At 70.9% G+C, this 11,812-nt stretch carries 10 protein-coding genes; 5 read left to right on the plus strand and 5 right to left on the minus strand.

The features are described 5' to 3' along the window. The first annotated feature begins 68 nt into the window (after nucleotides 1-68). Both OG230_RS22555 and OG230_RS22560 read left to right on the plus strand, forming a co-directional pair. Entirely contained in the window at nucleotides 69-587 is a 519-nt protein-coding gene (locus tag OG230_RS22555; RefSeq protein ID WP_328905523.1) for an FBP domain-containing protein, read from the plus strand. A 45-nt stretch (nucleotides 588-632) separates the two neighbouring features. Next, a complete protein-coding gene (locus tag OG230_RS22560) occupies nucleotides 633-2,669 on the plus strand; it encodes a thioredoxin domain-containing protein (protein WP_328905524.1) in 2,037 nt (678 codons plus the stop codon). Between the two features lie 45 nt (nucleotides 2,670-2,714). Here the strand turns inward: OG230_RS22560 and trhA are convergent, their stop codons facing one another. After that, nucleotides 2,715-3,404, minus strand: a complete 690-nt coding sequence (gene trhA / locus OG230_RS22565) for a PAQR family membrane homeostasis protein TrhA (protein ID WP_328905525.1) — start codon at nucleotides 3,402-3,404, stop codon at nucleotides 2,715-2,717. A gap of 209 nt (nucleotides 3,405-3,613) precedes the next feature. On the opposite strand from trhA, the gene OG230_RS22570 reads away from it, so the two are divergent. Further along, nucleotides 3,614-5,440 (plus strand): phosphoenolpyruvate carboxykinase (GTP), encoded by a 1,827-nt coding sequence (locus tag OG230_RS22570; protein WP_328905526.1) that lies wholly within the window; start codon nucleotides 3,614-3,616, stop codon nucleotides 5,438-5,440. Between the two features lie 272 nt (nucleotides 5,441-5,712). Beyond that, nucleotides 5,713-7,434: an Ig-like domain repeat protein gene (locus OG230_RS22575; RefSeq protein WP_328905527.1), complete on the plus strand. Its 1,722-nt coding sequence runs from the start codon at nucleotides 5,713-5,715 to the stop codon at nucleotides 7,432-7,434. Nucleotides 7,435-7,539: 105 nt separating this feature from the next. Here the strand turns inward: OG230_RS22575 and OG230_RS22580 are convergent, their stop codons facing one another. The 4 genes from OG230_RS22580 to OG230_RS22595 form a co-directional block, all read right to left on the minus strand. Next, a complete protein-coding gene (locus tag OG230_RS22580; protein ID WP_328905528.1) occupies nucleotides 7,540-7,938 on the minus strand; it encodes an SCO4983 family protein in 399 nt (132 codons plus the stop codon). A 92-nt stretch (nucleotides 7,939-8,030) separates the two neighbouring features. Further along, nucleotides 8,031-9,242, minus strand: a complete 1,212-nt coding sequence (locus tag OG230_RS22585) for a pyridoxal phosphate-dependent aminotransferase (RefSeq protein ID WP_328905529.1) — start codon at nucleotides 9,240-9,242, stop codon at nucleotides 8,031-8,033. 242 nt (nucleotides 9,243-9,484) lie between these two features. Beyond that, a complete protein-coding gene (locus tag OG230_RS22590; protein ID WP_328905530.1) occupies nucleotides 9,485-10,297 on the minus strand; it encodes an arylamine N-acetyltransferase family protein in 813 nt (270 codons plus the stop codon). A gap of 83 nt (nucleotides 10,298-10,380) precedes the next feature. Next, complete coding sequence (locus OG230_RS22595) at nucleotides 10,381-11,262, minus strand: NAD(P)-dependent oxidoreductase (protein WP_328905531.1); 882 nt, start codon at nucleotides 11,260-11,262, stop codon at nucleotides 10,381-10,383. A 96-nt stretch (nucleotides 11,263-11,358) separates the two neighbouring features. Between OG230_RS22595 and OG230_RS22600 the strand changes: the two genes are divergently transcribed. After that, nucleotides 11,359-11,712 (plus strand): winged helix-turn-helix transcriptional regulator, encoded by a 354-nt coding sequence (locus OG230_RS22600; RefSeq protein WP_328905532.1) that lies wholly within the window; start codon nucleotides 11,359-11,361, stop codon nucleotides 11,710-11,712. The last annotated feature ends 100 nt before the right edge of the window (nucleotides 11,713-11,812 follow it).

The raw sequence follows: 11,812 nt of genomic DNA on the forward strand, positions 1-11,812 counted from the left end.
ACTCACGGCCGTCGGCGTGGCGGAAATGGAGATGCGATGCGTTCAACCGCCACGTAGTGTCGACGCCCGTGGAACCGCTCAGTGAACGACAGATCAGGTCATCCTTCGTGAATTGCACCAAGGGTGAGGCGGCGCGGCTCAAGCTGCCGCTCGACTTCGGCGAACTGCCCTGGGAGGACCTGGACTTCCTCGGGTGGGTCGATCCGGGCGCCCCGCTGCGGGCCCACATCGTGCTGCCCCGGGCGGACGGACCCCTGGGATTCTCGCTGCGCGTCCCCTCCGTACGGCGGACCAGCGCCGTGAAGTCCAGCCTCTGCCAGATCTGTCTGACGGGTCACGCCTCCTCCGGAGTCTCCCTGCTCGCCGCCCCCTTGGCCGGTGCGAAGGGCCGTGAGGGCAACACCGTCGGCATCTACATCTGCGCCGATCTCGCCTGCCCGCTGTACGTGCGGGGCAAGCGGCAGCCGAAGCTGCGGACCGGGCGTTACGAGGAGTCCCTGACCACGGAGGAGCGCCTCGCCCGCATGACGGGAAACCTGGACGCCTTCGCGGCCCGGGTGACGGAGGGGCGCGGCACGGCGCTCTGACGTGGCGTGTGGGCGGGGCTCCGCCGCGTACGCAAGGATTGGGGCATGCCGAACCGACTCGCGCACGCCACGTCCCCCTACCTCCTTCAGCACGCGGACAACCCCGTCGACTGGTGGCAGTGGGAGCCCGCCGCCTTCGAGGAAGCCCGCCGGCGCAACGTGCCGGTGTTCCTCAGCGTGGGGTACAGCTCGTGCCACTGGTGTCATGTGCTCGCTCACGAAAGCTTCGAGGACGAGACGACCGCGGCCTATATGAACGAGCACTTCGTCTCGGTGAAGGTGGACCGCGAGGAGCGTCCCGACGTGGACGCCGTCTACATGGAGGCGGTGCAGGCGGCCACCGGGCAGGGCGGCTGGCCCATGTCCGTCTTCATGACACCGGACGGCGAACCGTTCTACTTCGGTACCTACTTCCCGCCCGCTCCCCGGCACGGCCTGCCCTCCTTCCAGCAGGTCCTCGACGGCGTCCACACCGCGTGGACGAGCCGCCGCGAGGAGGTCGGGGAGGTCGCCGAGAAGATCACCCGTGACCTGGCGGCGCGGGAGCTGGTCTCCGGCGCGGGCGACGGGCTCCCCGGCGAGGCGGAGCTCGCCCAGGCGCTGCTCGGGATCAGCCGGGAGTACGACACGGAGAGCGGATGGCTCGGTGGTGGCGACACCAAGTTCCCGCCGAGCATGCTGATCGAGTTCCTGCTGCGCCACCACGCCCGCACGGAGTCCGACGGGGCGCTGGAGATGGCCGAGGGGATCTGCGACGCCATGGCGCGCTCCAGCCTCTTCGACCAGCTGGGCGGCGGCTTCCACCGGTACGTCCTGCGTCAGCGGCCCGACGGCGCCCTGGTGCCGCACTTCGAGAAGATGCTCTACGACAACGCGCTGCTCTGCCGGGTCTACGCGCACGTCTGGCGGGCCACGGGCTCCGAGCAGGCCCGCCGGGTCGCGCTGGAGACCGCCGACTTCATGGTGCGGGAACTGCGGACGACGGAGGGCGGCTACGCATCGGCGCTGGACGCCGACAGCGAGGCCGCGGACGGCAGCCACGTCGAGGGTGCCTACTACGTGTGGACGGCGGCGCAGCTGCGGGAGGTCCTGGGGGAGGAGGACGCCGCGTTCGCCGCGGAGTGCTTCGGGGTCACCGAGGAGGGCACCTTCGAGGAGGGGGCCTCCGTCCTGCAGTTTCCCCGCACGGAGAGGGAGGCGGACCCGGCGCGGCTCGCCGACGTGCGGGCCCGGCTGCTGGCGGCGCGCGAACCGCGGGTGCGGCCGGGGCGCGACGACAAGGTCGTCGCCGCGTGGAACGGCCTGGTGATCGCCGCGCTCGCCGAGACGGGCGCGTACTTCGAGCGGCCCGATCTGATCGAGCGGGCCACCGAGGCGGCCGATCTGCTCGTCCGCGTGCACATGGGCGACGTGGCCCGGCTGTCACGGACCTCCAGGGACGGCCGCGTGGGCGGGCACGCCGGGGTGCTGGAGGACTACGGCGACGTCGCGGAGGGCTTCCTCGCGCTGGCCTCGGTCACCGGCGAGGGCGTCTGGCTGGAGTTCGCGGGCTTCCTGCTCGACATCGTGCTGGAGCGCTTCACGGGTGAGGGCGGCCAGCTGTACGACACGGCCGACGACGCCGAGCAGCTGATCCGCCGGCCGCAGGACCCCACCGACAGCGCCACTCCGGCGGGCTGGACGGCCGCGGCGGGTGCGCTGCTCTCGTACGCCGCCCACACCGGCTCGGAGGCGCACCGCACCGCCGCGGAGGGCGCGCTCGGTGTCGTGAAGGCGCTCGGGCCGCGTGCGCCCCGCTTCATCGGCTGGGGTCTGGCGGTCGCGGAGGCGCTGCTGGACGGGCCGCGCGAGGTCGCGGTCGTGGGGCCGGTCGGCGGCGCACTGCACCGGGTCGCGCTGCTGGGCAAGGCGCCGGGCGCGGTGGTCGCGGCGGGCGAGGGACCGGCTGCCGGCACGGAGTTCCCGCTGCTCGTGGACCGGCCGCAGGTGAACGGCGAGCCGACCGCGTACGTCTGCCGGCACTTCGTCTGTGACGCGCCGACCACCGACGCACAGGAGCTGGCGCGCACGCTGGGCGGCTGACCCCGGTCCCGTACGGCCCGGGGGCCGGGCCGTACGGGGGTGCGGTCACCCGTGCTGGTAGGCCACCAGGGAGATGCCGACGTAGTGCGCGGCGAACGCCGCGAGCGTCAGCGAGTGGAAGACCTCGTGGAAGCCGAACCAGCGCGGTGAGGGGTTGGGGCGCTTGATCCCGTAGATGACGCCGCCCGCGCTGTAGAGGACTCCTCCGACGATGACGAGCACGAGGACGGCGATGCCGCCGGTGCGCATGAAGTCCGGGAGGAAGAACACCGCGGCCCAGCCCATCGCGATGTAGCAGGGGGTGTAGAGCCAGCGGGGGGCGCCGACCCAGAACACCCGGAACGCGATTCCCGCGAGTGCTGCCACCCATACCGCCCACAGAAGGGGCCGGCCGGTGGAATCCGGGAGAAGGAGCAGGGTCAGCGGGGTGTAGGTGCCCGCGATGATCAGAAAGATATTGGCGTGGTCGAGCCTGCGGAGCACGGCTTCGCCGCGTGGTCCCCAGGTGCCGCGGTGGTAGATCGCGCTGACGCCGAACAGCAGGCAGGCGCTCAGGACGAACACGGCGCAGGCGACCCTGGCCCGTGTGCTGTCGGTCAGTGCGACCAGGGTGATCCCGGCGATCAGGACCGCCGGAAACATCCCGGCGTGCAACCAGCCACGCATCCGTGGCTTCACCGGTACGGAGTCGGGCTCGGCGATCACGGGCGCGGCGGCGTCGGCGGCAGCAGTCATAACGGCATGTTACCTACGCTCCCGTAGGTAACAGGCAGGAGTGGCGATGCTCACGTGTGCGGCCCCCTGGACATATGGGCGGAAGAGTCGGATGATCAAATGAGTGCGGTCGGCACCGGATGAGCGCCATGGGAATTTGAAGGGGTTGAAGCATCCGGGTCGCAGCCCCCACGGGGCCTTCCAGCAGACACCCTCGACAAGGAGCGATCGTGGCGCGCGACATCGCGGCTCCCCTCACTGTTCCCACCAACCACCAGGAACTCATCTCCTGGGTCGACGAGATCGCAGCGATCACCGAGCCGGACCGGGTGGTCTGGTGCGACGGTTCCGAGGCGGAGTACGAGCGCCTGTGCGACGAGCTCGTCGCCAAGGGAACCTTCACGAAGCTGAACGAGGCCAAGCGCCCGAACTCGTACTACGCCGCGTCCGACCCGAGCGATGTCGCCCGCGTCGAGGACCGCACGTACATCTGCTCCGCGAAGGAGGAGGACGCGGGCCCGACGAACCACTGGAAGGCCCCCGCCGAGATGCGGGACGTCTTCACCGGTGAGAACGGCGTCTTCCGCGGCTCCATGCGCGGTCGCACCATGTACGTCGTGCCCTTCTGCATGGGCCCGGTCGGCTCCCCGCTCTCCGCGATCGGTGTCGAGATCACCGACTCCGCGTACGTCGCGGTCTCCATGCGCACCATGACCCGCATGGGACAGGCCGTGCTGAACGAGCTCGGCGACGACGGCTTCTTCGTCAAGGCCGTCCACACCCTCGGTGCGCCGCTCGCCGAGGGCGAGGCCGACGTCCCGTGGCCGTGCAACACCACCAAGTACATCTCGCACTTCCCCGAGGACCGCGAGATCTGGTCCTACGGCTCCGGCTACGGCGGCAACGCCCTGCTCGGCAAGAAGTGCTACGCGCTGCGCATCGCCTCCGTCATGGCGCGCGACGAGGGCTGGCTCGCCGAGCACATGCTGATCCTGAAGCTGACGCCGCCGCAGGGCGAGCCGAAGTACGTCACGGCCGCCTTCCCCTCGGCCTGCGGCAAGACGAACCTCGCCATGCTGGAGCCGACGATCGACGGCTGGACCGTCGAGACGATCGGCGACGACATCGCCTGGATGCGGTTCGGCGAGGACGGCCAGCTGTACGCGATCAACCCGGAGGCCGGCTTCTTCGGTGTCGCGCCGGGCACGGGTGAGCACACCAACGCCAACGCCATGAAGACGATGTACGGCAACTCCGTCTTCACGAACGTCGCGCTGACGGACGACGGCGACGTGTGGTGGGAGGGCATGACCGAGGAGCCGCCCGCGCACCTCACGGACTGGAAGGGCAACGACTGGACCCCCGAGTCCGGCGTCCCCGCCGCCCACCCCAACTCCCGCTTCACCGTGCCGGCCGGGCAGTGCCCGATCATCGCGCCCGAGTGGGAGGACCCGAAGGGTGTGCCGATCTCGGCGATCCTCTTCGGTGGACGCCGCGCCTCGGCCGTCCCGCTGGTCACCGAGTCCTTCGACTGGCAGCACGGCGTGTTCCTCGGAGCCAACGTCGCCTCCGAGAAGACCGCCGCCGCCGAGGGCAAGGTCGGCGAGCTGCGCCGCGACCCGTTCGCCATGCTGCCGTTCTGCGGCTACAACATGGGCGACTACATGGCCCACTGGATCAAGGTCGGCGCGGACAAGCCGGACCAGTCCAAGCTCCCGAAGATCTACTACGTGAACTGGTTCCGCAAGAACGACGCGGGCAAGTTCGTGTGGCCCGGCTTCGGTGAGAACAGCCGCGTCCTGAAGTGGATCGTCGAGCGCCTCAACGGTCAGGCCGAGGGCGTCGAGACCCCGATCGGCATCCTGCCGGCCAAGGGCGCCCTCGACACCAAGGGCCTCGACCTCTCCGAGTCCGAGCTGGACTTCCTGCTCAACGTGGACAAGGAGGTCTGGCGCGAGGAGGCCGCACTGGTCCCCGAGCACCTCAACACCTTCGGCGACCACGCCCCGAAGGAACTGTGGGACGAGTACCGCGCGCTGGTCCAGCGCCTCGGCTGACGCTCCACCGGGGCGGCGCCTTCGGGTGCCGCCCCGCGCACGACCCCCGCGGCCGGGCCTTTCGGACATCCGCCCTGACCTGTGGGGCCGACGGCCCGCCGCGGTTCGGCCCCCGGAAGCCCTCACGCTTCCGGGGGCCGCCCCTTTCGCGGAGAACATCCGTTCATGGCCGGAGACTTGCGCACGACACCTTCACACATGTTGCATGATCCTTCACATGGTGCCCGCCTTTACGCGTGGCCCAACAGAGCCTGTGGGGGACTCAGTTGAAGATGTCTCGGCATTACTTGCGTACGGCGTCGGCCCTGGCCGCGCTGACCTTCGCGACCGTGGGGCTGACAGCGGTGACCGCACCCGCCGCCCAGGCGGCCGAGGACCAGGTGGCCAAGCTCCCGATCTCCTCGTACTCGGCGCTCGTCGTCGACTCCGTGCACGAGCGGGTCTATGTGACCGATGACCGCAGGGTCCGCACCGCGGGCCTCGTCCAGGTCTACAACTTCGAGGGGCAGAAGGTCGGTTCGCTGACCACCGACAGCTCGCCGTCCGGGATGGCGCTCAGCGCGGACAGCGCGACGCTCTACGTCTCCCAGTCGACGGGCATCCTCTCCTTCGACACCGTGACGCAGGAGCGCACCGGCCAGGCGTATGCCAACTACTACGTGGACTGCCCGCGCGATGTGGCCTTCGCCGGCGGCAAGCAGTGGTACACGGAGGTTCCGGCGCTGAGTGACTGCGACACCCGCCAGAGCTGGCTGTACGGGGTCGAGGGCAGCCAGGTGTTCCAGACCGGCTGGAACGACATGGGACGGCTGAGGCTGGCGAGCGGGCCCCAGGCGCCCGACCGCCTCGTCATGGGGCAGTCGCGCACCGCGGGCGTGACCAACGACCCGTTCGTCACCACCTTCGACGCGAGCGGTGACACGCTCGTGCGCGGCCCGGAGCGCCGGTTCGCGGACAGCGAGGGCAAGGGCGCGCTGGATCTGAAGGACATCGCGCAGTCCGCCGACGGGCAGCGCATCGCGGTCGCCGACGCCGCAGGCGGCACCCGCCTCCTGGAAGCCGCCGACCTGTCGGACGCGCCGGTCCCGTACCAGCCGCTGCCGACGGACGCCACGGCGAGCGCGGTCTCGTTCAGCGGTGACAGGAAGTACATCGCGCGCGGCGCATCCGCCGCCGGGAGCACGCCGGACCTGCTGATCCAGCCCGCGGACCCGGAGGACCGCACGGCGCCGCTGGAGTTCGCCTTCGACGGCGCGCTGGACGGGAACCGGATCGCCCCGCGGGGCCTCGGCTGGTCGCAGGACGGCGCCCGGCTCTTCGCCGTCACCACCAACACGTACGGCACCGAGTACTGGCTGCATGTGATCCAGCCGCCGGCCGCCCAGTTCGACTCCCGGTTCACCGGGTCCCTGACGACTGCCCCGAGTCAGGCCGTGGTGGGTGAACCCCTGGGACTCCGGGGCCGGTTGGAGGTCGACGGGCCGGCGCCCACCGAGCCGCTGAAGGTCTCGGCGGTACGGCACGACGCGAACGGCGACCGGAAGCTGGCGGCCGTCGAGGTCGACGCGGACGGTTCGTTCACGGTCCTCGACGTCCCGTCGCTGGTCGGAGAGGCGACGTACACCGTCTCCTTCACCGGTGACGTCACGCGCCGCCCGGCGCAGGACATCACGCTCACGGTCCCGGTCGCGAAGGCGCCGACGGCGATCGCTCTGACGGCTCCCGCGGAGGCGATCAAGAGTGCCGGTCTGGAGATCACGGGCAGGCTGACCGCCCAGGGCCGCCCGCTGCCCGCCGGTATCGCCCTGACCGTCACCCGCACCGACCGCCAGGGCACCGGCACGCTGACCTCGGCGGCCGTGGCCTCGGACGGCACGTTCCGGATCAACGACCTGCCGCGGGCCACGGGTGCGGTGACGTACGAGGTCGCCTACCCGGGCGACGACCTGCACACCGGCGCCACGGCGGCGGCGACCATCCGCGTACGCCGCTAAACGGGGCCCGACGGACGGGCGGGGCCGCAGCCCGTCCGTCGAACCCCGGTCGTTCCATGGGTGGCACCCGGTCCGCGCGCCTCGAAGGCCCGTGGACCGGGGCCGTCAGTGGGCGCCGACGAGGCGCGAGGGTGCGTCCGTGACCTCGGTCGCGGCGGCGTGCGCGTCCATGCGCTCGGCCGCCAGGATCGCCGCCGCCGTGTCCGCGCGGGACGCGGCCACCACCAGGGCGCGGCCCGCGAGGGCGTGGGCGCGCCGGTGAAGGACGGCCGGGGATGCTTCGGTCAGGCCCGCGTGCCGCGCGGGCGGCGCACCGCGGAGCCGGGCCACCTGCTCGGCGATGCGGTCACCTGCGGGGCCGAGCCCCAGCTCGTCGGTGACGGCGAGCAGTGCGGCCAGGTGCCCGGCGAGCTGGATGTCCAGCTCCTCCTCGCGCGTACGGTGCGGGAAATCGGCGTCGTCGGCCGTCGTGTGGACCGACTTCGTGCGGATCGGCTCGTACATGGGATGGCCTCCTGGCGTTGCAGTGGATCCATCCTAGCTTGGATTCAGTCTAAAGTTGTGCGCGATCCGGTAAAGCCTGCTCGCGCGGACCCCTAGGGCTGGCTGTAACCGTCCAGGAAGTTCCCGATCCGGGTCACGGCGGCGACCAGATCCTTGGCCGGGGGCAGCGTCACGATCCGGAAGTGATCGGGCTCCGGCCAGTTGAACCCCGTACCCTGCACGACCATGATCTTCTCGGCCTGCAGCAGGTCCAGCACCATCTGCCGGTCGTCCTTGATCTTGTAGACCTTCGGGTCGAGCCGGGGGAAGAGGTACAGCGCCCCCTTCGGCTTCACGCACGTCACCCCGGGGATCTGCGTCAGCAGGTCGTACGCCACGTCCCGCTGCTCCAGGATGCGTCCACCGGGCAGCACCAGATCGTTGATCGACTGGCGTCCGCCGAGCGCCGTGGCCACCGCGTGCTGCGAGGGCATGTTGGCGCACAGCCGCATGTTGGCGAGGATCGTCAGCCCCTCGATGTACGAGGTGGCGTGCGCCTTCGGACCGCAGACCGCGAGCCAGCCGGAGCGGTAGCCCGCGACCCGGTAGTTCTTGGACAGGCCGTTGAAGGTCAGCACCATCAGATCGGGGGCGATCGCGGCCGTCGGCGTGTGCGTCGCGCCGTCGTAGAGGATGCGGTCGTAGATCTCGTCCGAGCAGACGACCAGCTGGTGGCGCCGGGCGATCTCCGTCAGCCCCCGCAGCATCTCGTCGTCGTACACCGCGCCGGTCGGGTTGTTCGGATTGATGATCACGATCGCCTTGGTGCGGTCGGTGATCTTCCGCTCGATGTCGGCGAGGTCGGGCATCCAGTCGGCCTGCTCGTCGCACCGGTAGTGCACGGCCGTGCCGCCGGCCAGGGAGACCGACGCGGTCCACAGCGGATAGTCCGGAGCGGGTACGAGCACCTCGTCGCCGTCGTCGAGCAGCGCCTGCATCGACATCTGGATCAGTTCGGAGACGCCGTTGCCGAGGTAGATGTCCTCGACGTCGAGGTCGATCGCCTTGGTCTGGTAGTGCTGCATCACCGCGCGGCGCGCGGACAGCAGGCCCTTCGCGTCGCCGTAGCCGTGCGCCCCGGAGAGGTTGCGCAGGATGTCTTCGAGGATCTCGGGCGGGCACTCGAATCCGAACGCGGCGGGGTTGCCGGTGTTGAGCTTGAGGATGCGGTGACCTGCTGCTTCCAGCCGCATCGCCTCCTCTAGCACCGGACCCCGGATTTCGTAACAGACGCCGGAGAGCTTCGTGGACTGGGTGACCTGCATGTCTGCGAGCTTACGACCGTGTTTCGCCGGGTGCGCGGAGATTCCCCGCCGGTTCCTCCCATCGGGGGGCCCCACCGGCGCGGCCCGTCTTCCATCGGCAGACCGCCCGCCGTCCCCGGCCGTCGGAAGGGCCGGTCGGGGCGGCGTCGCGGCTTGGAATGCGGGCGTGAGCGGCCGTGCGGGCGGCTCCGGGTGAGATGCGCCACGCGGGGGGTCCCTCCCGGGAGCGCCCTCCCCGGTTCTCACCCGGGGAGGCGGGTGCCCTCCGGGAGCCGGAGGGTGAAGTCGTCGGCCAGCACCCGCAGCGCCTCGGCGGAGTCCGCCAGCACGCGTTCCTCTACCGTGCCGTCGGCCGCCGTCCTCACGAGATCCAGGCCCGAGAGCGCCAGATGGGCCTCGGGCGTGGTGCGCTGCGCGTACACGGCCCGGCTGAACGGGGAGCGCGGGTTGGTCGCGATGTGCCAGTTGATGACCTCGAAGTCGGGTGCCTCGAACGGCTCCCGCGTGAAGGTGTACTGCGGCTCCCAGACCCCGCTCTTCTCCGTCTGGAGCTCCCACAGCTCCAGCGGCCCGGTGTGCGGGGCGTGCGCGAGCCGGTGGTGGCGCGGGGTGTCGTGCAGCTCCACGTTCTCCGCCAGGGGGATCGGCTCCAGCAGCGCGCCGCTGGACCCGAAGCCGACGTCGGCGAGCCAGGGGGTGGGTTCGCCCTCCACGTCCACCTCCATCAGCATGTGCGTACGCGGGCGGATGTCACCGGGCGCCGCTCCCACCACCACGCGTGCGGCGAGCAGTGTCACCGGGAAACCCAGCCTGGTCAGGACGGCGGCGAAGAGGGTGTTGTGCTCGTAGCAGTAGCCGCCGCGTCCCCCGCGGACGAGCTTCGCCTCCAGGTCCGCGAGTGCGAGCGAGGGCGCGGAACCGAGGACGGGTTCCAGATTCTCGAACGGGATGCCGAGCATGTGGGCCCGGTGCACGGACCGCAGCACCTCCACGGTGGGGCGGCGCTCCCCGGTCCAGCCGATGCGGGCGAAATAGGCGTCGAGGTCGAGTGTCATACCTCGACGGTACGCAGACGGGAGCCGGGAACGCCTCCGACCCGGGGACCGGGCGACTCGTCCGCAGGACCCAGGTCCCTCGGTCAGCGACCGAGGAGTTCGATCACGCCGGTGCCGCTCTCGTCGCCGTGTCCGTCCTTCAGTCGGCGTTCCATCAGGTCCATGAAGGGCAGCAGCAGTTCGCTGCTGACGCCCTGCTCCTCGGCCGTGCGCAACAGAGTGGTGTTGCCCGCGACCATCATCGCGAGGTTCGAGACCACGCCCGTGGTGTAGTCGCCGCTGGTCAGCTCCTCGGCCGTCGTGTGCGTGGCCGGGGCCATGGCGGTGAGCCAGTCGACGAGGAACTGCGCGAACTCCTTGAGGTCGATGTTCTCCTCACGGACGAGTGCGAAGGCGTGGGACAGGCCGGCGAACATGCCCGTCATCGCACTCAGCAGGGCCACGTCCTGGAGGGCGGCGAAGCCGGCGTCCTCGCCGACGTACCTGGCCCCGGTGGGCACCGCGAGAGTCCTGTGATGGGTGTCGAAGGCGGCCCGGGAGCCGCTGTAGAAGACGTAACCGCCGGACTCCGGTACGCCGATCATCGGCGGGACCGCCATGATGCCGCCGTCCAGGAACCGGGCGCCCCGCTCCCGGGCCCACGCGGCGCGGGCGCGGGCCTGGCCGGGGGTGCCGGTGGTGAGGTCGACCAGATCCTTGCCGGTCAGGTCGGCGCCGGTCAGCGCCTCCTCGACCGAGGCGTCGTCGAGCAGGCAGACCACGACGAGCTCGCTCGCGGCGACCGCTTCGGCGGCGGTTCCGGCCGCCCGCGCACCGAGGGCGGCGAGCGGTTCGGCCCGTGCGGGGGTGCGGTTCCAGACGGTCAGGGGGTGCCCGGCGGCGAGCCAGGTGCGGGCGAGGGCGGTGCCCATGGCACCCAGGCCGAGCAGGGTGAGCGGGGTTTTCCCGGGGGTGTTGTCAGTCATGACGACTAGGCTTCCCGTGGGCCCTGGAACGATCAAGTACCCACTTGGAAGTGGGTGGTTACCCCAGGGTGAGTGACCAGGTGGGAGGGGTGGACCATGGGTGCCGCGCGGAGGCCGGGGGCGTACGTCTGCGGGATCGACGCCGCGATGGACGTCGTCGGCGGCAAGTGGAAGGGCCTGATTCTGTGGGCGCTCAACGAGCAGGCGTACCGCTTCGGTGAGCTGCGCAGACAGGTGCCGGGGGTGACCGAGAAGGTGCTGACGTCGCATCTGCGGGAGCTGGAGGAGGACGGCATCGTGCACCGCGAGGTGCATGCCGAGGTGCCGCCCCGCGTCGAGTACTCGCTGACCCCGCTCGGTGTCGCGCTCAACGAGGCGCTGGAGCCGCTGGGCGCGTGGGGGCGGGAGAACCTCCTTCAGGAGCCGGGGGCGAGCACACGGCCCGGCTGACCCGGACGGGGCCGCGCGCCGTCAGGGGGTCCGGCGTGTCCCGGCGTCCGGTGGCCGGACGGATCGGGCAGGAGCCGCCCGGGGCTTGATTCGGTCCCTT

The organism is Streptomyces sp. NBC_00234 (genome assembly GCF_036195325.1).
In the GTDB taxonomy this organism is placed as follows: Bacteria; Actinomycetota; Actinomycetes; order Streptomycetales; family Streptomycetaceae; genus Streptomyces.